This window comes from Labrenzia sp. ATLA3 (genome assembly GCF_057180185.1).
In genome coordinates this window covers 50,382-71,626 of sequence record NZ_JBXUKV010000003.1, presented here as the reverse complement: position 1 = coordinate 71,626, position 21,245 = coordinate 50,382, and the positions used below count along the sequence as shown (strand labels likewise).

Genomic DNA, 21,245 nt, shown 5'->3' with positions numbered 1-21,245 from the left:
TTTTCGGGAGGAATGGATGCGTTGGGCCCTTATCGGTGCGAGCCGTATTGCGTCGAGTTACATGATCGATGCCATCCGTTCGCAGGATGCCGACATCCAGTCCGTCCTGAGCTCGGACGCAACCCGCGGTAAAGCCTATGCCCGTGAGCATGGCATTGCCGAGAGCTTCACGGATCTGGATGCGCTTCTGGCCGATGACACCGTGGACGCGGTCTATATTTCCACCACCAATGAAAAACATCATGCGCAGGCACTGGCCGCGATAGCTGCCGGAAAGCATGTGCTGTGCGAAAAGCCGCTGGCCATGACCCTGGACGAGGCCGGTGACATGGTGCGCACCGCAGCCGGCAAGGGTGTGGTCTTTGCCACCAACCACCATCTGCGCAATGCCGGGTCCCATCTCGCCATCCGGGAACTGATCGCGTCCGGCCGCATCGGCAAGGTGCTGAGTGCGCGTGTCTTCCATGCGGTCAATCTGCCGGACGCGCTGCGTGGCTGGCGTATCAACGACGCGGCTGCCGGTGGTGGCGTCATTCCAGACATCACCGTGCATGACGCAGACACGATCCGTTTCCACCTGGGCGAAGACCCGCAGGAGGTCGTTGCCAAGGCTGCGGCATCAGGCCTGGGAGACGGGGTCGAGGACAGCGTGATGTCCGTCTGGTCGATGCCCTCGGGTGCCATGGTGCAGTCTCATGAAAGCTTCACGCACAAATTTGCCGGAACCGGGATCGAGTTTCACGGCACGGATGGGTCGATCTTTGCTCGCAATGTCATGACCCAGGAGCCTGTTGGCGAGGTTCGGCTGGTCGATGCGGATGGCGAACACGCGATCTCCTATGACACGCACAATCTCTACCACCGCGCGCTGGGTCTCTTTACCGGTGCGGTCAACGGCAAGGGGCGTCCTTCCGCGGATGGCGTCGATGGGATCAAGTCGCTCGCCGTTGCGCTCGCCGTGCGCGAAGCTGCTCAGTCCGGCAAGGCCGTTGCCATCAACTATGGAGGCTTTTGAGCAATGGCCTCCAAGATCGTTTCCATGGCGGATGCCGCCGCCCGCATTCAGGATGGCGCGGTCATCACCGTTTCCTCTTCCTCCGGTCTCGGGTGCCCGGACAAGATCCTTGAGGCCATCGGCGCAAGGTTCGACAGTGAAGGGCACCCGAGAAATCTTACGACGCTCCATCCGATTGCTGCCGGCGACATGTACGGCATCAAGGGGATTGATCACCTTGCCAAGGACGGCCTGTTGTCGACCATCGTCGCAGGCTCCTATCCTTCCGGGCCGTCCAACCTGCCGATGCCGGCGATCTGGCAGATGCTGGTGGAAAACCGGGTGGCTGCCTACAACGTGCCCTCCGGCATTCTGTTCGACATGCACCGGGACGTTGCTGCCCGGCGTCCGGGCGTCATGACCAAGGTTGGTCTCGACACCTTCGTCGATCCGATCCGCCAGGGCTGTGCCATGAATGATGTCGCGGCCGAGCGGCCGATCGTGTCGCGGCTGGAACTTGGCGGCGAAACCTGGCTGCATTTTCCCAATATCGTGCCGGATGTCGCGATCATCCGGGCAACGACAGCGGACGAACGTGGCAATCTCACCTATGAACATGAGGGCGCCTACCTTGGTGGCCTCGAGCAGTCAATTGCGGTGCGCAACCACGGCGGTCTGGTGATCGCGCAGGTCAAGCGCGTAACAGCCTCGGGTTCTCTGCGTCCGCATGATGTCCGTGTGCCTGGTCACCTGGTCGATCTCATCGTCGTCGATCCCGATCAGCGCCAGACCACGGAAACCGGATACGACCCGGCCATCTCCGGTGAGATCATGCGGCCCTGGTCCAGTTTCTCGCTGGCGGAGCATGGCATCGAGAAGGTTGTCGCGCGCCGGGCGGCAATGGAACTCAAATCCGGTCAGACGGCAAACCTCGGTTTCGGTATCTCGGCCATGGTGCCGCGCGTGCTGCTGGAAGCCGGTCAGGAACAGGCTGTCACCTGGGCCATCGAACAGGGTGCGACCGGTGGCATGCCGCTGACGGGGTTTGCCTTCGGCTGTGCCTCCAACGCCGATGCCTATATGCCGTCGCCTCAGCAATTCACCTATTTCCAGGGCGGTGGTTTCGATGTTTCCTTCCTGTCTTTCCTGGAGATCGATCTGGACGGCAACGTCAATGTCTCCAAGCTCGGCAAGAAGCCGTATCTGACGGCTGGGTGCGGCGGCTTTGTCGATATCACCGCGAATGCGCGCAAGATCGTGTTCTCGGGCTTGTTTGAAGCGGGCGCAGATCTGGAGCTGACGGAAGACGCGCTGAAGGTCCGGACGCCGGGCAAGTTCACCAAGATGGTGGACGAAGTCGAGCACGTCACTTTCTCCGGCCGCAGGGCGAAGGAACTCGGCCAGGACGTCATCTATGTGACCGAGCGCTGCGTCATTCATCTGACGGACGCGGGACTGGTCGCAACGGAGGTCATGCCGGGCATCGATCCGGCACGGGACATCGTCGATGCCTCCAGGGGCCGGGTCCGGCTTGCCAACGATCTGGTCGAGATGCCGAAAGCTCTTCTGTCCAGAAGCGGGATGGAGCTGAGCCTGTGAGCGCATTGCATCTCATCCGTCACGGGTCGATTGCCGAGTTGAAGCTGGACAATCCAGCCAAGCTGAACGCGTTCACGCTCGACATGCTGAAAGCCGTCGAGCCTTATTGCGACGAGCTGGAACGCGATGCGTCCATTCTTGCCGTGGTGATTACGGCGGCAGAGAGCAAGGCCTTTTGCGCTGGGGCGGACATTCTCGAATGGTCCGAGCTTTCGCCTTACGACTTTGCCCGCCACTGGGTGCGCGAAGGCCACCGGGTTTTCGACCGGCTGGCACGGCTTTCCAAGCCGACAGTGGCCGCGCTTGGCGCCCACGCCTTTGGCGGCGGACTGGAATTTGCGGCAACTGCCGATATCCGCGTGATGGCGCCAAGGGCAATGTTGGCGCTGCCGGAAGCGTCTGTCGGCATCGTGCCGGGCTGGTCCGGCACGCAGCGGCTGATCCGCCTGCTGGGGGAGCCGATGGTAAAGGAAATGGCCCTGTTCGGCCGGCGGATTTCCGCAGAACGCGCCTTTGCTGCGGGCTTTGCCGCGGAGATTTCCGACGACCCGGCATCAGCTGCTTTCGAAATGGCCGAGAAGCTTGCCGGCAAATCGTCCCGGGCCGTGGAAGTGGCCAAATACATGATCCACGCAGCCGTCGGCGAAGACCGCAGCGCCATGATCGAGGCGCTTGGCTCCGGCATGATCAGCCCGACCGAAGACCGCAACGAGGGCGTCACCGCCTTTCGCGAAAAGCGCAAACCGAATTTCCTGGAAGTAAAGTCATGAGTGACCTGAACGTCGTTTCCATCAGCGAAGCAAAACTGCCGGCCGAGCCCTTCGTTGCCCGCCACCTGATTGATGGCGACTGGCGCCAGAGCGCTGACGGGGCCACCTTTGACCGCGTGTCCCCGTCCCATGGCAGCGTTGTCACGCGGGCCGCGAAGGGTGGTGCACGCGACGTTGATGCAGCGGTGTCTGCGGCGCGGCTTGCCTTCGACAAGGGGCGCTGGTCGCGCACCAGCGGCAAGGAGCGGGCAACGCTTCTCCTGAAGATCGCTGACCTGATCGACCGGGAAAGGGAGCGGATCGCTTATTGGGAAACGCTGGAATCCGGCAAGCCGATCAGCCAGGCCATGGCGGAAATCGAAGGTGCGTCCGACATCTGGCGCTTTGCTGCCTCGCTGGCGCGCACCATGCATGGCGAAAGCTACAATTCGCTCGGCAGCGATATGCTTGGTCTGGTGCTCAAGGAGCCGGTTGGGGTGGTGTCTATCATCACGCCCTGGAACTTCCCGTTCCTGATCGTGTCGCAGAAACTGCCTTTCGCGCTCGCCGCCGGCTGCGCCGCGGTTATCAAACCCTCCGAAATGACCCCGGCAACGACGGTCATTCTAGGTGAACTCTGCATCGAAGCCGGTATTCCGGCCGGGGTCGTCAACATTGTCCTTGGTTATGGTGATCCGGTCGGAACGGCGATGACCGCCGACAAGCGTGTCGACATGGTCACTTTCACCGGCTCGACCGGTGTCGGCAAGGCCATCGTCAAGGCGGCGGCCGGAACCTTGAAGAAGGTCTCGCTGGAACTTGGCGGCAAGAACCCGCAGGTCATCTTCCCCGATGCCGATCTTGAAAGCGCCGTCGATGCGGTCGTTTTCGGTGTCTATTTCAATGCCGGCGAATGCTGCAATTCCGGATCCCGGATCATCGTGCACGAAGACATTGCCGAGGCATTCGTGAAGGCGACGGTTGAGCTGTCGCGCAAGGTGCCCTTCGGCGACCCTCTGGACCCATCGACCAAGGTCGGGGCGATCATCACGCCCGACCACCAGAGCAAGATCGACAAATATGTGCGCGATGCCGCAGAGGCCGGGGCGACCGTCCGTCTGGGTGGTGAGGCGCTGACCGTGCCCGGTCTGGGCGGTCAGTTCTACCAGCCCACGGTCGTTGCGGATGTGAAAAGCGACATGCCGATTGCCCGTGACGAAGTGTTCGGACCGGTGCTGTCGGTGCTGACTTTCAAGACGCTGGATGAGGCGATTGAACTCGTCAACGACGCCGATTACGGCCTGTCCGCCGGTGTCTGGAGCGAGAACGTGCACACCTGCCTGGAATTCGCACGCCGGGCCCATGCGGGCACGGTGTGGACCAACACCTGGATGGACGGTTTTGCCGAACTTCCCTTTGGCGGCATGAAGGAAAGCGGTCAGGGACGGGAGCTTGGCAAATACGGACTGGACGAATTTCTGGAAGCCAAGACCGTGACCATGCGCATCGGCAAGACACGGGCTCCATGGGTGGCATGATGATCAGGCTGGTGCGAAATCGAGAAAGCGCCCACGGGCTTCAGGACGACCTGGATGTCCTTCCTGGAGGCTCTGCCGAGCTTGGGGGTGCCTGCAAGAGCGCTGGAAACCGTCGTTGCGGCAAAGCCGATCTCCTGCGCCAGTGCGCGCAAGGTGGGGCGAGGCCGTTTTTCCGCGTGGCGGCCGCCAGCAGGGTCAACGGTTTTTCGCGTCATGCCCGTTCACTTGAGCCGATGCGTTCTGGCGTGAAAAGCCAGTCACGTCCAAGTGGAGGCTTTCAAAAATTACAACGGAAAAATACGCTGCCATACGGCACTGAAACACGCGCCTCAATGGTCTGGAGAACAAACGAAACTTGCCGATTCTCGAGCGCAATGAAAATCGCTGAATGCGCTCCAGTTTGCAACGTTGCGAGCAACGTTGCGTGACACTCGAATGCCGGGCTCCGGCACTCGAAACGCCTCAGGGCACTCTATGGGAGGAATACAATGTCTTTGAAATCGCTGAAGCTGGGCCTTGCCGCCCTTGCAATGAGCACAAGCATGGCATCCGCCGCCGATGTTGAAGTTCTGCACTGGTGGACGTCCGGTGGTGAAGCTGCCGCTCTCAACGTTCTGAAGCAGGATCTGGAAAGCCAGGGCATCGGCTGGAAGGATATGCCTGTAGCCGGTGGCGGCGGGACTCAGGCCATGACCGTGCTGCGCGCCCGCGTCACCTCCGGCAACCCGCCCACCGCCGTGCAGATGCTTGGCTTCGACATTACCGACTGGGCCAAGGAAGGCGCGCTCGCCGACCTGAACATCCTGGCCGGTATGGAAGGCTGGGACGAAGTGGTTCCGGAAGCCCTGCAGAAATTCTCCAAGTATGACGGCAAGTGGGTCGCCGCACCGGTGAACGTGCACTCCACGAACTGGGTCTGGGCCAACAAGGCCATCCTCGACGAGCTCGGCATCGAGCCCCCGCAGACCTGGGACGAATTTGTTGCTGCTCTGGAAAAGGTGAAAGCCTCGGGCAAGACGGCCATCGCTCATGGCGGTCAGGCCTGGCAGGATGCGACCATCTTCGACGCAGTCGTCATGGCCACCGGTGGACCCGAGTTCTACCAGAAGGCCTTCATCGATCTGGACGAGGAAGCGCTTGGCTCCGACACTATGAAGGAATCTTTCGACCGCATGGCCGTGATCCGCTCCTACGTGGATGACAACTTCTCCGGCCGTGACTGGAACCTTGCGACCGCCATGGTCATCAACGGCGATGCGGCCTTCCAGATGATGGGCGATTGGGCGAAGGGCGAGTTCCTGAATGCCGGCAAGAAGCCGGATGAGGATTTCCTCTGCTTCCGCTTCCCGGGCACCCAGGACCAGGTAACCTTCAACGCCGACCAGTTTGCGATGTTCGCGCAGGGTCCGGAAGTCGGCAAGGAGCAGGCTGCACTTGCAACGGCGATCCTGTCGCCGAGCTTCCAGTCTGCGTTCAACGTCGTGAAGGGCTCCGTTCCGGCGCGGACGGACGTCTCGAACGAGGCTTTCGATGCTTGCGGCAAGAAGGGCATGGCGGATCTGAAAAAGGCTGCCGACAGCGGCAACCTCTATGGCTCCATGGCGCACGGCCACGCCAACCCGGCAGCCATCAAGAATGCCATGTACGACGTGATCACGGCGCATTTCAACGGGGAATACGACAGCGAAACCGCTGTTGAGGAACTCGTGACCGCCGTACAGATCAACAAGTAACGGCCACGCGGAGAGCGGTGATCCTTCACCGCTCTCCCACCGGTTCGGCGGACCGACGCGCGGTTGCGAGCAACCGTTCCCGGGTCGGCCGGATCCCAAGTCTCAGAGCTGCCAGGCGCGTTCATTCGAACGCCGGCACCAGTGCTCCAGGTCGGGGAACTCAAGATGTCTCTCTCTGAAACGGCGAACCCGCGCGGTTCCGTTGTTGACAGACTGCGTGATGCTTTGCCCAAACTCGTGCTGAGCCCGACGATCGCCATCGTGGCAATCTTCGTCTACGGCTTCATCGCCTTCACGCTGTACCTGTCGTTCACGGACAGCCGCATTCTGCCCTCCTTCGGGTGGGTCGGCTGGCACAACTACGAAAACCTCTTCAGGATCCGTGCCTGGGATACCGCCGTTTCGAACCTGGTAGTGTTCGGCGTTCTCTACATCACCATCTGCTGCGTCCTTGGGCTGCTGCTGGCGATATTGCTGGACCAGAAGATCCGCGCAGAAGGCTTCATCCGCACGATCTATCTCTATCCGATGGCGCTCAGCTTCATCGTGACCGGGATCGCCTGGAAATGGTTCCTCGACCCGGGCATCGGCATCGAAGCCGTGGTGCGCGGCTGGGGCTGGGAAACCTTCACCTTCAACTGGATCAAGGACCGGAACTTTGCGATCTACACCATCGTGATCGCTGCGGTCTGGCAGACGTCCGGCTTCGTCATGGCGATGTTCCTGGCGGGCCTGCGCGGCATCGACAGCGAGATGATGAAAGCCGCCCAGATCGACGGGGCGTCCACCTTCGCGCTTTACCGCCGGATCGTGATCCCGCAGCTGCGGCCTGCCTTCATGTCGGCCTTCGTGGTGCTCGCCCATATGGCGATCAAGTCCTATGACCTGGTCATCGCCCTGACGGGCGGCGGGCCGGGAACCGCAACCGAAGTGCCGGCAACCTTCATGTATTCCTACACCTTCACCCGAAACCAGATGGGCATCGGTGCGTCCTCCGCCGTGATCATGCTGATGACGATTGCCGCGATCATCGTGCCGTACCTCTGGTCCGAGCTCAGGGAGAAAAAGTGATGTCGACGATGTCCAGGTCTTCCTCTCTGCGTCCGGCCCGCGTGATCCTGTATCTGCTGCTCGCACTGTTCTGCATCTACTACCTGCTGCCGCTTTACGTGATGGTGGTCAACTCGCTGAAGCCGCTGTCCGAGATCACGTCGGGTGGTATGATGTCCCTGCCAAAGCAATGGACCATCGCTCCGTGGGAAAGTGCCTGGTCGACCGCACAGGTCGGCGTCGAGGCGACGGGTCTGAAGCCCTACTTCCTCAACTCCATCATCATGGTGGTTCCGGCAGTTGCCCTGTCGACGCTGGTTGGCGCGCTGAACGGCTACGTGCTGACCAAATGGACGTTCCGCGGGGCGACCATCCTGTTCGGCCTTCTGCTGTTTGGCTGCTTCATTCCGTTCCAGATGGTGCTGATCCCGATGGCCCGGATGCTGGGGCTGATGGGGCTCGCCGGCACGGTGCCGGGTCTGATCTTCGTGCACTTCGTCTACGGGATCGGCTTTTCGACGCTTTATTTCCGCAACTACTACGCGGCCTTCCCGACGGAGCTTGTGCGAGCGGCGCAGATCGACGGGGCCGGGTTCTTCCGGATCTTCTGGCGTATTCTGCTGCCGTCGTCCGGGCCGATTGCCGTGGTCTGCGTCATCTGGCAGTTCACCAACATCTGGAACGACTTCCTGTTCGGCGCGTCCTTCTCCGATTTCGACAGCCAGCCGATGACCGTTGCCCTCAACAACCTGGTGCAATCCTCCACCGGGGTGAAGGAATACAACGTGCATTTCGCCGGCGCGATCATGGCCGCGCTTCCAACCCTTCTCGTCTACATCGTCGCGGGCCGCTACTTCGTGCGCGGTCTGATGGCAGGCTCGGTAAAAGGATAAGACAATGGGCTTTCTCGACATCAAGCAGGCGACCAAGTCCTATGGATCCTTGCGGGTCCTGCATGAAACCGACATCTCCATCGAAGAGGGCGAGTTTCTCGTGCTCGTCGGCCCGTCCGGCTGCGGCAAGTCCACCCTGCTCAACATGATCGCGGGCCTGGAGGACATCACCTCCGGCGAGATCGCGATCAAGGGCAAGAGCATGAACGGCGTCAAGCCGGCGGACCGCAACATCGCCATGGTGTTCCAGTCCTACGCGCTTTACCCCAACATGACCGTTTCCGGGAACATCTCCTTCGGCATGGAAATGCACGGCATCGCCAAGCCGGAACGCGAAAAGCGCATCGGACAGGTGGCCGATCTTCTGCAGATCAGCCATCTGCTCGACCGCAAGCCAGGCCAGCTTTCCGGTGGTCAGCGCCAACGTGTCGCCATGGGTCGGGCGCTGGTGCGCGAGCCGGATGTGTTCCTGTTCGACGAACCGCTGTCGAACCTGGATGCGAAGCTGCGTGTCGACATGCGCACGGAAATCAAGAAGCTGCACCAGAAGCTTGGCACCACAATCGTCTATGTGACCCATGACCAGATAGAGGCGCTGACGCTGTCGACCCGGATCGCGGTCATGTTCGGTGGCTATGTCCAGCAGCTTGGTACGCCAAAGGAGATCTACGATAATCCGGCCAACATGTTCGTGGCCGGCTTCATGGGGTCGCCGTCCATGAACCTGTTCCCGGCCACGGTCGTCTCGGCGGACAGCAAGCCGGCGGCGGAAGTCACGCTGGCGGACGGCAAAAAGGCCGCCATTCCGTTCGCCTCCGACGCCCTGTCTTCCAGCATCGGCCGGGACATCATTCTCGGCATCCGGCCGGAAGCCATCACGGACAGGGATGGTGCGGATCGCAATTCCAGGGCGGTTCACCTCGTTGAGGCGCCGGTAGAAGTCACCGAGCCGGCCGGGTCCGACACATTCGTCGTCAGTCAGATTGGCGGCAAGGATGTGACCGGCCGTTTTCGGGCTGATGTTGCGGTGAAGGCAGGGGACGTTTTCCCGTTTGCCTTCAACATGGAAAAGGCGGTCGCCTTCGACCCGAAGACCGAAAACCGGATCGCCTGACCCATGAACACGGCGCCCGACATCGTGATTATCGGTAGCGGCATGGGTGGTGCAACCCTTGCCGCCGGCCTTGCTCCGACCGGAGCCAGGGTCACGATCCTGGAGCGGGGCTACCGGATACCGGACGATGCACCGGCCCGGGACCCCTGGCGTATCTATACCAACAGCGCCTTCCGGGCACCGGAAACCTGGCTCGACGGGCAAGGCAATCCGTTCGAGCCTGGCAACTATTACAACGTCGGCGGCAACTCGAAGCTCTACGGTGCGGTGCTGATCCGCTACCGGAAAGAGGACTTCGGGGTGCTGGAGCATTATGACGGCCTCTCTCCGGCATGGCCGCTTTCCTATGACGAACTGTCGCCCTGGTACGATGCTGCGGAGCAGTTGTTCCAGGTCCGGGGCGATACGGCCTCTGACCCGACAGAACCGCAGCACGGCAAGCCATATCCGTTTCCACCGGTGCCGGACGAAGACGCGATCCGCATTGCCAGACGGCGGCTGGAACAGGCTGGTGTCCGGCCGTTCAGTCTGCCGCTCGGGGTCGATATCGACCGATGGCTCGATGCCGGGCAGACCGGCTGGGACGGGTATCCTGATCTTCGATGCGGCAAGATGGATGCGGAAACCTGCGCGCTGGAGGTCGCTCTTGCCCATGACAACGTGACCCTCGTCACCGGCGCGGACGTCACCGCGCTTAAGACAGGAGCCATGTTCGGCAAGATCGAGGAAGTTCACTACCGCAAGGACGGCGAAGATCACTGCCTGACACCGGGTGTCGTCGCCCTGTGCGCGGGGGCGGTCCAGTCTGCAGCGCTCTTGTTGCGGTCCGGCGTTGCCAATCTTTCGGACAACGTCGGCCGCTGTTTCATGAATCACAACGCGACGGCGATGATTGCCATCGATCCGCGCTTCCGCAACACCTCCGTCTATCAGAAGACCTTCGGCCTGAATGACTGGTATCTTGATGATGGCGAGGACGGCATGCCTCTGGGCAACGTCCAGCTTCTGGGCCGGGTAACACCGGATATCCTGAAGATTCAGGTGCCACGGCTGCCCAAAGCCGCCGCCCGCTGGATCTCCGGTCATGCCCTGGATCTCTATCTGATTTCAGAAGACCTGCCCGATCCGGAAAGCCGGGTTGTCCTCAAGAACGGCAAGATCCAGCTGATCTGGCGGCGGTCCAACATGACAGCGCACAGGAAGCTGGTCCAAAAGACCCGCAAGACCTTGCGAGAGGCTGGTTTTCCGATGGTGCTGTCGCGATTGTTCGACGGCAGGGTGCCGTCGCATCAGTGCGGCACCGTGCGCATGGGCGATGATCCCGAGACCTCCGTGCTCAATCCGGAGTGCCGGTCCTGGGACCATCCGAACCTTTTCGTGACGGATGCCGGTGCGCTGCCGACCTCGGCCGCCGTCAATCCGGCCCTCACTGTCGCCGCTCTGGCGCTGCGCGCCGCCGAAACCATCAAGAAGGATCTGGCGGCATGACGAGGATCGCACTTGTGACCGGCGGTCAGCGCGGCATCGGTCTCGGTATTTCACGGGCGCTCGCGGATGCGGGCTATAGAGTGGCTATCGCCGCGCAGGAAGAGACGGAGGCTTCGGAGGTGGTTCACGCCCTGAACAGCCTCGGCGGCAAAGGCACCTATTTCCGGCACGATCTTCTGGACATCGACCATTGCACGGTCCTGCTCGACCGGGTGGAAGCGGATCTCGGACCGGTGACGGCTTTTGTCTCCAATGCGGGCGTTCCGGCCAGGATCCGGGGCGACATGCTGGATCTTGCGCCCGACAGTTTCGACTTCGTCATGGGCGTCAATCTGCGCGGAGCGTTCTTCCTGGCGCAGGAAGTGGCGAGACGCATGCTGAAGCAGCCGTCCGACAGCTATCGCTCGATGAGTTTCATCACCTCGGTCAGCGCCGAGATGGTGTCAATCGAACGGGCGGAATACTGCCTGTCGAAAGCAGGTGCGGCGATGATGGCGGAGCTGTTCGCCGTTCGGCTTGCACCGCATGGCATCGGGGTCTTCGAACTCCGGCCAGGTATCATCGAAACCGGCATGACTGCCAGTGTGAAAGACACATACACGGCCCGGATCGAAGACGGTCTGGTGCCTGCTGCCCGTTGGGGGCAGCCCGCCGATGTCGGCTCAATCATTGTGCCGATTGCCGAAGGCCACATGGCCTTTGCAACCGGCTCGACCTTCGCGGTGGACGGCGGTCTGTCGATCCCCCGGCTTTAGAGCGAGTTGTTCTGAGAGATTGCAGATGGAAACAGGCTACGACTTCATCATCATCGGTGGTGGCAGCGCCGGCTCGGTTGTTGCCGCACGTTTGACCGAGAACCCGGACGTTTCCGTGCTGCTGCTGGAGGCAGGCGGACGCGACTGGCATCCGTTCTATCACCTGCCTGCCGGCTTTGCGAAAATGACCAAGGGCATCGGGTCCTGGGGCTGGCACACGGTGCCGCAGAAGCACATGCAGGGCCGGGTGTTCCGCTATACCCAGGCCAAGGTGATCGGCGGCGGTTCGGCCATCAACGCGCAGATCTACACTCGCGGCAACGCACTTGATTACGACGAGTGGCGTCAGATGGGCTGCGAGGGCTGGGCTTATGAAGACGTTCTGCCCTATTACCGCAAGGCCGAGGACAACGACACCTACGACAACCGCTACCATGGCAAGGGCGGCCCGCTCGGAGTGTCGAGGCCCTGTGCCCCGCTGCCGATCTGCGAAGCCTATTTCGAAGCTGCTGCCGCGCTCGGCATTCCGAAGAACGAGGACGTCACCGGGGAAAAGCAGGACGGCGTTGCCTACTACCAGCTGACACAGCGCAATGCCCGCAGGTCTTCCGCCGCCATGGCGTATCTTGCACCCAACAAGGGCAGGCCCAATCTCCACATCAAGACCGGTGCGCAGGTGCGCCGCATTGTGGTTGAGACGGGCAGGGCGACAGGTGTCGAGCTGATCGACGGGACCCGCCTGACGGCCGGGACGGAAGTCATTCTGTCTTCCGGCTCCATCGGCTCGCCCAGGCTGCTGCAGCTTTCCGGCATCGGTCCGGCGGACGACCTCAGGAAGCTCGGTATCGATATCACCTATGATCAGCCAGAGGTCGGGTCCAATATGCAGGACCATCTGGACCTTTACTGCATTTGCGAGGTCAGCGGTCCACACACCTACGACCGCTATGCCAAGCCACATCTGTCGGTGCTGGCGGGCCTGCAGTATCTGCTCACCCGGCGCGGGCCGGTGTCCTCCAGCCTCTTCGAGACGGGCGGGTTCTGGTACGCGAACCCGGATGCGCGCTCGCCGGACCTGCAGTTTCATCTCGGTCTCGGTACGGGGATTGAATCCGGTGTTGCCGCCATGCCCAACGGCGGCGTGACGCTCAATTCCTGTTATCTGCGCCCGCGCTCGCGGGGCAGCGTGCGCCTGAAGAGCTCCAATCCAGCCGATGCACCACTGATCGACCCGAATTACCTGCAGGACAGCCAGGACCGGGACATGTCGATCCGAGGCCTGAAACTGACGCAGGAAATTCTGGCGCAGGCTCCGCTGAAGCCTTTCATCAAGGCCGAGCACCTGCCGGGACCGGAAGTGAAGACGGACGAAGACTACTTCCGCTTCATCTGCGAACACTCAAAGACCTCCCACCATCCGGCAGGCACCTGCCGCATGGGGTCCGACGACAAGGCGGTGGTCGATCCACGCCTGAGGTTCAACGGCATCGAGGGGCTACGTGTGGTCGATGCCTCGATCATGCCGAGGGTCATTTCTTCCAATACCAATGCCGCGGCCATCATGATCGGTGAGAAAGCCTCCGACATGATCCGCGAAGACCACGGGGCGCTGTCATGATCCGTCATATCGTTCTCATCAAGTTTCAGCCGGACGTTGCCGAAGAGCTGATCGAAAGCCTGTTTCAGGAGCTCAGAAGCATTCGCGACCATGTGTCCGGCATCGGCGAGATCGTTTCGGGCCGCAGCGAGAGCCCGGAACAGATCGAACGCGGCTATATGCACGGTTTCACCGTCGATTTCGAAAGCTGGGATGCGCTGGAAGCCTACCAGACCCATCCGGACCACAAGGCGCTTGGCGCCAGGCTGGTCGCCAATGCCATCGGCGGGATCGACGGCATTCTCGTCCTCGACATTCCCGTTCCGGCCTGACCGGCCGCCAAGTTTTCCGGAGCGTATCATGCTGACCCTGCCCACTTACGAAAACCAGCTGGGACCTTACAGCCTCACCGGCGAAGCCCTGACCCCGCGCGCACCGCGCGTGCCGCTGACCCGAACCGCTTTTGCCGCGGCGCATGTGGTGTCCGATCCTCTGCGCGAGCGCGATCCCTGGGTCGGGTCTCCGGCGGTCGATTGGGAAAACACGCTGAAATTCCGGCACTGGCTGTGGGACCAGGGCCTCGGACTGGCCGAGGCCATGGACACGGCACAGCGCGGCATGGGCGTTGACTGGGCAACGGCGAAGGAACTGATCGAACGCACCATGAAAGAGGCCAAGGCGCATCCGCTGAAGCCGCGCGTTGCGTGCGGTGCTGGCACGGATCAGGTGCCGCTTGAAAAGCTCAGGACCAACGACGACATCGTCGCGGCCTATTCCGTTCAGCTTGAGGCGATCGAGGCGGCAGGCGGGCAGGCGATCCTGATGGCCTCGCGGGCGCTTCCTGCCATCGGCGCGGGGCCGGACGATTATGCCGACGTTTATGGCCGGCTGATCACGCAGGCGCGGGAGCCGATTATCCTGCACTGGCTCGGCGATATGTTCGATCCCGCGCTCACCGGCTATTGGGGATCGACCGACGTCGCGGCGGCGTCCGACGCGGTGCTCGCCATCATCGAAAGCCACGCGGCCAAGGTCGACGGCATCAAGATCTCGCTGCTCGATCAGGCGCACGAAGAAGCCTTCCGGGCGCGTCTGCCGGACGGTGTGCGGCTTTATACCGGTGACGACTTCAACTATGCGGATCTGATCGCAGGTGACGGCAAACACTATTCGCATGCGCTGCTCGGTGCCTTCGCGGCGATTGCGCCGGTGGCGAGCCAGGCCCTGGAGGCGTTGGCGGAAGGTGATCTTGAAACCTATCACGCCCTCTTTGCACCCACCGTTCCGCTGAGCCGGGAAATCTTCAAGGCGCCGACCCGGTTCTACAAGGCCGGAATCGCCTTCCTTGCCTGGTTGAACGATGCCCAGAGCCACTTCATCATGCCGGCCGGTTTCCAGTCCTCGCGTGAAATTGCTCACTATGCGGAAGTCTTCCGGCTTGCAGATCAGGCTCGATTGTTGTCAAAGCCGGAGATCGCCGAGGAGCGCATGGGGCTGCTTCTGAAACTGCACGGGATCGGATAGACCTTTCATGAAAAAGCGACCGACAATTCTGGATGTTGCGAGACAGGCGGGGGTTTCGAAATCCACCGTTTCGCTGGTGCTTCAGAATTCGTCGCTGGTGAAACAGTCGACGCGGGACCAGGTGACCAGAGCCATCGATGAGCTTGGGTACGTCTATAACCGCTCCGCAGCGGGCCTGCGCGGGGCAGCCTCCGGTCTCATCGGCCTGATCATCAATGACCTGCGCAACCCGTTCTTCACCGAATTTGCCGCCAGTGCGCAGATGACTTTCGCCAGCAAGGGCTACTCCACAGTCATCGCCAACACGGACGAGGATCCGGAAATCCAGGCGCAGGTGATCGACAGCATGATCGAGCATGGCGTATCGGCCTTCGTCATCTCGCCGACCTATGGCGGTGACGAAAGCCCGTTCGAGCGGATCGAGCGGGCCGGCATCCCGACCATGCAGGTGCTGCGCCAGCTGGACGACCGCACGGATCTGTTTCCCTTCGCCTCGCATGACTATGCCTTTGGAGGCGAAGCTGCCACGCAGCACCTCATCGATACGGGATGTCGTAGGATCGCCTTTGCCGGCGGTCTTGCGGACCGGCCGATCACGCTGGAACGCATGTCCGGCTATCGAAGCGTGATGCAGGCGAACGGACTTGCGCCGACCATCTTTCACGGACGGCCGTCCAGACAGTCCGGCAGGGAAATCGCGTTGAAGATCCTGGAAGAACATGAGGGTCTGGAAGCCGCGATCTGTTTCAGCGATCTGGTTGCCCTCGGCATGCTCAGCGGTTTTGCCGAACTTGGCGTCAAGGTCGGCCAGGAATTCAGGATCATCGGCTTTGACGATATCGAGGAATGTTCGCTGGCCTATCCCAGGCTGAGCTCAGTCCGGTGCGACACCGCGTTGTTCGGCCGCAATGCTGCCGAAGCGATGTTGGCCTGGATTGTCGACGGCGTCAGGCCGCCGGACACGAAACATTATCCGGTTGAACTGATAAAACGGCAGTCAACACTGGGCTTCGATGAATGACCGGGTGTTCTCGCGAGGCCTCGTTGCCGGCATTGACGGGCGGCTTCGCTCCGACCCGTCAACTATCCCTGGCAATATCGAATTGCGTACAAGCCACACTGAAAGCTGACTGACATGAACGAGCTGGAGACGCGTCTTCAACAGGCGCAGGCCCTGATTTTCGATTGCGACGGAACGCTGGTGCAAACGCCGGCCCTTTATGCCGGCGCCTGGCAGGATGCTTTCAAGGCTGCCGGTCATCATATGGAGCCGGACTGGTACCACGCCCGCGCCGGCATGTCGGAACATGTGCTTCTGGATGACTATGACGCCGAGCATGGCGTTTCGGTGGATCGCGATCTGGCGGTTCGCGAAATGCGCTCGGCGGTGCTGGCCCGGATTGGCGACGTCAGCGAGATCGAAGTCATAAGCTCTATCGCGCGGAGGTTTCACGGCAAAATGCCGATGGCGGTCGCCTCGGGCGGGCCGAGGGAGGTGGTGCTGGCGTCGCTGAAGGAGACGGGGCTGCTGCCGTTGTTCGAAACGGTGGTCACTATCGATGATGTTGCCCACGCCAAACCGGCGCCCGATCTCTTCCTTGAGGCAGCTTCCCGGCTTGGTGTTGCGGCCAAGCAGTGCCTTGTGTTCGAAGACAGCCACCAGGGACTTGAGGCAGCGCATAACGCTGGGATGCCGGTCGTGGATGTGAACCGGCTGATCGGATAAAGCTGCAAGATGTGTTACGCCCTGTGCTGCTCAGGTCAAAAAATAGGTCTGAGCACGGCGTCTTGCATAGTTGCCGTCAGGTGGCGGAGTTTTTCGGGGGGCGGATAACAGAGACCGCGCAGATCTTGCCGTCCTGGATCTGCAGCGCGGTGGTCTGGACGATGCCGCCATCTTCCTCGGTCACCGAATCCCGGCAGTCCGTCGATATCCTCGATACCATTCCTGACTGCCGCTGCCTGACGTTCCGTGTGCCCATAGCCACTGTGAAAAACGACGGCGATGTTTATCTTTTCACGATCGTTTGCCGGGTTTGGCTTTCGAAGTCCGGTCAAGGCATTCCCTTCGTTCCTCATCATCTTCTCCTGCACACGCTTGCGGCTCGCGGGGAATGACAAGACAGCAGCAGTCGATGTGACATGCCGGAGGAGCATTTTTCAAAAGGGCGGGTTTTTCCGCCTGAAAACGAGAAAACCCCGCCGAAGCGGGGTTTTCAGACATTCGAATGCGCTAATTCGCTGAGGCTTACTTGATCGGCGCCAACACCATCACCATCTGGCGGCCTTCCAGCTTCGGCGAGGATTCGACCTTGGCGATTTCGTTGGTTTCCTCACGGACCTTGTTGAGCAGATTCATGCCCAGATCCTGGTGGGCCATTTCGCGGCCCCGGAAACGGAGTGTGACCTTCACCTTGTCGCCTTCGTCAAAGAACCGCAACATGCTCTTCATCTTCACTTCGTAGTCGTGCGTGTCGATGTTCGGACGCATCTTGATCTCTTTGATCTCGACGGTCTTCTGTTTCTTGCGGGCTTCTGCTGCTTTCTTCTGAGCCTGGTACTTGTACCGGCCATAGTCCAGGATCTTGCAGACAGGCGGATTCGCATTCGGCTGGATTTCAACTAGATCCAACCCGGCATCCATGGCGATGCCCATCGCCTCTTCTGTCGGGATGACGCCACGGTTGGCGCCTTCATGATCGATCAACTGGACTTCGCGAACGCGAATTTCATGGTTTGTGCGCGGGCCTTCCTTCGTAGGAGGCGGGGCGCGGAACGGACGGCGAATGGTCGCAAACTCCTCTTTCGTTTCTACTTGGCGTTAGGTCTTGGCTACGATCCATACACAAAAAACCTCGGAACGCTGGTACCAAGGTGCTGATATGGTTATGGCCTAACACCATCTCTCAAAGTCCTGCGAAACCGGCAAAAAGTCAAGCGAAAACACCGTTTTCGACAGGCGGTCACATTTTCAGGGCCTTAAGCGCTGGCCAGCCGGTTCAGGGCCAGTCAGGTGCCTGCCGGTTTGCAAAGGTTGCAATCGCACCGGCAGATGGTCAAGTAAGCAGTCAGCTTGCCCATATCAAGGAAGGATACCGATTTGGACGGCGGGAAATTCATGTTGCAGCTTCTCAGAATCGCGTTCGGTTTCATCTTCGCGGTTTTGTCTTGCGGCTTGTTCCTGGCCTGGGGCTTTTTCCGGGCCGGGCATCCTGAAACCGATCCAATCGCGTTTGCGACCATGGTCGGCAGCGGTCTCGTCGGCGCAAGCGTTGTCGGTGCCACGGCCTTGGCACCAGCCGCCGTGGCAATTGCTGTGGCGGAGGCGGCAAGGCTGCGCAGTTTCCTGTTTCATGTTGGCGCAGCCGGCCTGATCGCGTTTGCTGTCTGGACACTTGGTGCCGAGACTCCGGACACTGCCTTCAGGCCCGGCAGCGCCGTTGCGCTTGCAGCCGGTTTCATTGCCGGTGGCATTTACTGGTTGATTGCCGGAAGGACGTCCGGCTGCTGGTTTGGAGGCAAGGGGGTGGAGCAAAGGGACAGGCCCAACGGAGCCTGACCGGGCATGGAGCGATCAGGCCAAGCGCCTCCGCATCAAGAGCACAGTCAGATTTCGCCGTCTCTCAAAGCTTCCTTCGCCGCTTCATAGTGTTCCGGCCGGATGTGGCTGCGGATCATCGCAATTGCGGCCAGAAGCACGGTGGCATCATCGCCAAAGCCGATGCCGATCAGAAAATCGGGGATCGTATCCAGAGGAAGCACAAAATACGCCAGTGAAGCCAACAGCGTCGCGCGCACCTTGCTGGGCGTCGTGTGATCGAGCGCGCAGAAATAACCGGCCACCACATCTTCCATGAAGGGCACCTGGCGCGCAGCCTTTCGGGCTGTCGACATCAGCTTCTGCCGGATCGTTTTCTTCTGCTCTTCTTCCGGTCCGAGGATCTCGGGGTCGAAGCCAAGGTCTTCAAAGGTGGTGCTCATCGTGCCGCCTGTGATGGTTGTCCCTTTGGTAAAGATAGGCTTGGTGCCCGTGCTATTCAACTTTGAGCACACCTGCGCCGGAGATGCAGGTGTGCTCGAGGACACGTGACTTAGAGCGTTGCGGCGCTGTTTTCCTCCGCCTCTGCCGGGTCGGTCTGGCCAAGGCGTTCCAGCGCACGGTCGATTTCCCGAAGGCCGGAGGTGTCGGGCGTATCGCTGCCCATCGGGCTTTCCGTTGCAGCTCGCTGAAGGGCCCGGGCATCTTCACGCATTTTAAGAAGTTCTTCGACCCGCTCGTTCTTGCTGCGTGTGTCGTCCTTCAGAATATGGGCAATAACTTCGTTGGTCGTGTCGGTCATGATGGATACTCCTGGTGTAACAGGCAATCGGGGCGATCGTATTGTGGATGGCCGCAGGCCGAAGGGGCCCGCGATTGTTCATTTCTCACTCGCCGCACTGATGCGGGCATGAATGTTCCACAAATGGTGCCTTACAGAAAAACGTACCCAGCAACCGCCAACGCGGCCACAGCACCTGCCGTTCCGATGGCCAGGACATAGCGCATCTCGCCAAGTTCAAGGCCCTGCTTGGCCTCGTTCTCCTTCAGTACGACCTTTTCGTCCTGTGCTTCTGCACGATCATTATAAGACATATCTTCCTCAATTGGTTCAAGGGGTTGGCAATCGCCGAAGGCGTCTTCGGCTCAGCGCTCTACCGGTCAGCCTCTCCCGGTGCATCGACTTTGCGAAAGCACCTGGCGCCACGTCTGTCCTGCGGCCTGCGCGATGCGCTCACATTGGATTTTCAAGTCCAGGAGCCGCAAGTGGCGCACGCTATGCGGTCAGTAGGACATCAGGAAAATCAGAGCGAGCAGCGAAAAAATGACGCCGGTGAAACCGAAGCCAAGTGCCAGTTGTTTCCAACTGGAAGCCTCCCTGTCCCTGATCCGTTCACGCAGTATGGCAAGGTGCCTGTCCGCATCGTCATTAAAGCCGTGATAGATCATCGTCACTACCTCGCGATATTGCCATCTGGCAGCCTGCATTGCAGACCGCATCGCTTCGTAAACGCACAAGGCGTCAGATCGTTCCCTGAGGGAACTTCAGATCGCGGCAACCGTTTGCCTCAGGGGCTACCCCCCAAGTCGACCACCCAGACGTCCGTGCATCTCAAGGGAGACACCGTTCATATGAGTTTCGACAGTCTGCCGTTGTGGGTCTTGCTAGCGATTTTCGCTGGCGCGGGAGGCGTCATTCTGGTGAGCGGCATTCGCCTTACGGGGCAGGCCGACCGCATCGCCGACCGGACCGGTCTGGGCGAGGCGCTTGTCGGCGGTGTTTTGCTGGGGGCCGCGACGTCTCTTGCCGGCACCGTTGTGTCAGTGACGTCGGCTCTGGACGGTCGTGCGTCTTTGGCTTTTTCGAATGGTGTGGGTGGAATTGCTGCACAGACAGCCTTTCTGGCTATTGCCGATATCGTCTACCGGCGCGCGAACCTGGAGCATGTCGCCGCGGATGTCTCCAATCTTTTTCAATGCGCTCTTCTGGTGCTGTTGCTGGCAATACCATTGGTTGCCTACACCACTCCGGAAATCACGTTCCTCGGCGTTCATCCGGCTTCCTATGCGTTGGTCGTTGTCTACTTTGGCGGTCTGATGGCGCAACGGCGCGTGCATCAACAGCCCATGTGGCAGGCAGTGCATACGTCCGAGACGCATCCGGACAGCCCGGATGAGGCGGAACAGGATCTGCACGGCAACATGTGGCTGATTGCCGGTTTTTCAGGGTTGATGCTTGTTCTTGCGTCCATGGGATGGGTTCTGGCCGAGGTGGCCGGTGAGCTGACGGACCGCTTCAATCTCAATGCGTCTCTGGTCGGAGCGTTGATGACCGCCGTCGTCACGTCGCTGCCCGAGCTGGTGACGACGCTCGCTGCTGTGCATCGGGGTGCCTTGCAGCTCGCCATCGGCGGCATTGTGGGCGGCAACACCTTCGATACGCTGTTTCTCACCCTCTCGGATATCGCGTATCGCGACGGCTCGTTGTATCAGGCCGTCTCCTCGCAGGATTATTTCTGGCTGGCAATCGGGCTGGTGATGACCGCGATCCTTCTTCTGGGGTTGCTTGTGCGCCAGAAGTCCGGCCCAGGCGGGATCGGGTTTGAAAGTGTCAGCCTGCTCGGCATCTATGGCGGTGCAATCGCCCTGCAGGCACTGGGTTGATTCGTCAAC

Annotated in this window: 23 protein-coding genes; 17 read left to right on the top strand and 6 right to left on the bottom strand. The window is 60.8% G+C overall.

Going from position 1 to position 21,245, the window contains the following annotated elements; translation table 11 throughout:
• Positions 1-16 precede the first annotated feature (16 nt).
• From AC2A6O_RS08215 to AC2A6O_RS08145, 15 genes are all read left to right on the top strand, one after another.
• On the top strand, positions 17-1,015 hold the full coding sequence (locus AC2A6O_RS08215; RefSeq protein ID WP_498926418.1) for a Gfo/Idh/MocA family protein: 999 nt from the start codon (positions 17-19) through the stop codon (positions 1,013-1,015).
• A 3-nt stretch (positions 1,016-1,018) separates the two neighbouring features.
• Positions 1,019-2,593, top strand: coding sequence for an acyl CoA:acetate/3-ketoacid CoA transferase (locus tag AC2A6O_RS08210; protein WP_498926417.1), 1,575 nt, complete (start codon positions 1,019-1,021; stop codon positions 2,591-2,593).
• The gene (locus AC2A6O_RS08205) at positions 2,590-3,363 is read left to right on the top strand and encodes an enoyl-CoA hydratase/isomerase family protein (RefSeq protein WP_498926416.1); all 774 of its coding nucleotides are present in this window, start codon (positions 2,590-2,592) and stop codon (positions 3,361-3,363) included. Before AC2A6O_RS08210 ends, AC2A6O_RS08205 begins: the two co-directional genes overlap by 4 nt.
• A complete protein-coding gene (locus AC2A6O_RS08200) occupies positions 3,360-4,880 on the top strand; it encodes an aldehyde dehydrogenase family protein (RefSeq protein ID WP_498926415.1) in 1,521 nt (506 codons plus the stop codon). Before AC2A6O_RS08205 ends, AC2A6O_RS08200 begins: the two co-directional genes overlap by 4 nt.
• A 488-nt stretch (positions 4,881-5,368) precedes the next feature.
• On the top strand, positions 5,369-6,613 hold the full coding sequence (locus tag AC2A6O_RS08195; RefSeq protein ID WP_148583532.1) for an ABC transporter substrate-binding protein: 1,245 nt from the start codon (positions 5,369-5,371) through the stop codon (positions 6,611-6,613).
• Positions 6,614-6,778: 165 nt separating this feature from the next.
• Positions 6,779-7,684: a carbohydrate ABC transporter permease gene (locus tag AC2A6O_RS08190; protein WP_498926414.1), complete on the top strand. Its 906-nt coding sequence runs from the start codon at positions 6,779-6,781 to the stop codon at positions 7,682-7,684.
• A gap of 8 nt (positions 7,685-7,692) precedes the next feature.
• The gene (locus AC2A6O_RS08185; RefSeq protein WP_498927068.1) at positions 7,693-8,556 is read left to right on the top strand and encodes a carbohydrate ABC transporter permease; all 864 of its coding nucleotides are present in this window, start codon (positions 7,693-7,695) and stop codon (positions 8,554-8,556) included.
• 4 nt (positions 8,557-8,560) lie between these two features.
• Entirely contained in the window at positions 8,561-9,670 is a 1,110-nt protein-coding gene (locus AC2A6O_RS08180; RefSeq protein ID WP_498926413.1) for an ABC transporter ATP-binding protein, read from the top strand.
• Positions 9,671-9,673: 3 nt separating this feature from the next.
• Positions 9,674-11,158 (top strand): GMC oxidoreductase, encoded by a 1,485-nt coding sequence (locus AC2A6O_RS08175; protein ID WP_498926412.1) that lies wholly within the window; start codon positions 9,674-9,676, stop codon positions 11,156-11,158.
• Positions 11,155-11,913, top strand: a complete 759-nt coding sequence (locus AC2A6O_RS08170; RefSeq protein ID WP_498926411.1) for a 3-ketoacyl-ACP reductase — start codon at positions 11,155-11,157, stop codon at positions 11,911-11,913. Before AC2A6O_RS08175 ends, AC2A6O_RS08170 begins: the two co-directional genes overlap by 4 nt.
• 25 nt (positions 11,914-11,938) lie before the next feature.
• Positions 11,939-13,531, top strand: coding sequence for a GMC family oxidoreductase (locus tag AC2A6O_RS08165; protein ID WP_498926410.1), 1,593 nt, complete (start codon positions 11,939-11,941; stop codon positions 13,529-13,531).
• Positions 13,528-13,842, top strand: a complete 315-nt coding sequence (locus AC2A6O_RS08160; protein WP_498926409.1) for a Dabb family protein — start codon at positions 13,528-13,530, stop codon at positions 13,840-13,842. The genes AC2A6O_RS08165 and AC2A6O_RS08160 overlap by 4 nt, the downstream gene beginning before the upstream one ends.
• Positions 13,843-13,870: 28 nt before the next feature.
• Complete coding sequence (locus tag AC2A6O_RS08155; RefSeq protein ID WP_498926408.1) at positions 13,871-15,034, top strand: dihydrodipicolinate synthase family protein; 1,164 nt, start codon at positions 13,871-13,873, stop codon at positions 15,032-15,034.
• 7 nt (positions 15,035-15,041) lie between these two features.
• On the top strand, positions 15,042-16,055 hold the full coding sequence (locus tag AC2A6O_RS08150) for a LacI family DNA-binding transcriptional regulator (protein WP_148583523.1): 1,014 nt from the start codon (positions 15,042-15,044) through the stop codon (positions 16,053-16,055).
• Between the two features lie 114 nt (positions 16,056-16,169).
• A complete protein-coding gene (locus tag AC2A6O_RS08145) occupies positions 16,170-16,760 on the top strand; it encodes an HAD family hydrolase (protein ID WP_498926407.1) in 591 nt (196 codons plus the stop codon).
• Positions 16,761-16,836: 76 nt separating this feature from the next.
• Here the strand turns inward: AC2A6O_RS08145 and AC2A6O_RS08140 are convergent, their stop codons facing one another.
• Both AC2A6O_RS08140 and infC read right to left on the bottom strand, forming a co-directional pair.
• Complete coding sequence (locus tag AC2A6O_RS08140) at positions 16,837-16,980, bottom strand: hypothetical protein (RefSeq protein ID WP_498926406.1); 144 nt, start codon at positions 16,978-16,980, stop codon at positions 16,837-16,839.
• Between the two features lie 302 nt (positions 16,981-17,282).
• Positions 17,283-17,822, bottom strand: a complete 540-nt coding sequence (infC, locus tag AC2A6O_RS08135) for a translation initiation factor IF-3 (RefSeq protein WP_148583521.1) — start codon at positions 17,820-17,822, stop codon at positions 17,283-17,285.
• A gap of 330 nt (positions 17,823-18,152) precedes the next feature.
• Here infC and AC2A6O_RS08130 point away from each other — a divergent pair, with 330 nt between their 5' ends.
• Positions 18,153-18,593 (top strand): translation initiation factor IF-3, encoded by a 441-nt coding sequence (locus AC2A6O_RS08130; protein ID WP_498926405.1) that lies wholly within the window; start codon positions 18,153-18,155, stop codon positions 18,591-18,593.
• A gap of 47 nt (positions 18,594-18,640) precedes the next feature.
• Here the strand turns inward: AC2A6O_RS08130 and AC2A6O_RS08125 are convergent, their stop codons facing one another.
• The 4 genes from AC2A6O_RS08125 to AC2A6O_RS08110 all read right to left on the bottom strand — a co-directional run bounded on the left by AC2A6O_RS08125 (position 18,641) and on the right by AC2A6O_RS08110 (position 20,090).
• Positions 18,641-19,015 carry a YkvA family protein gene (locus tag AC2A6O_RS08125; protein WP_148583519.1) on the bottom strand — a complete coding sequence of 125 codons (375 nt, stop codon included), beginning with the start codon at positions 19,013-19,015 and terminating at the stop codon, positions 18,641-18,643.
• Positions 19,016-19,125: 110 nt separating this feature from the next.
• Complete coding sequence (locus tag AC2A6O_RS08120) at positions 19,126-19,374, bottom strand: hypothetical protein (protein WP_498926404.1); 249 nt, start codon at positions 19,372-19,374, stop codon at positions 19,126-19,128.
• A gap of 131 nt (positions 19,375-19,505) precedes the next feature.
• On the bottom strand, positions 19,506-19,667 hold the full coding sequence (locus tag AC2A6O_RS08115; RefSeq protein ID WP_153297096.1) for a hypothetical protein: 162 nt from the start codon (positions 19,665-19,667) through the stop codon (positions 19,506-19,508).
• 189 nt (positions 19,668-19,856) lie between these two features.
• On the bottom strand, positions 19,857-20,090 hold the full coding sequence (locus tag AC2A6O_RS08110; RefSeq protein ID WP_498926403.1) for a hypothetical protein: 234 nt from the start codon (positions 20,088-20,090) through the stop codon (positions 19,857-19,859).
• Positions 20,091-20,204: 114 nt separating this feature from the next.
• On the opposite strand from AC2A6O_RS08110, the gene AC2A6O_RS08105 reads away from it, so the two are divergent.
• Positions 20,205-21,236: a sodium:calcium antiporter gene (locus AC2A6O_RS08105; protein WP_498926402.1), complete on the top strand. Its 1,032-nt coding sequence runs from the start codon at positions 20,205-20,207 to the stop codon at positions 21,234-21,236.
• Positions 21,237-21,245 lie beyond the last annotated feature (9 nt).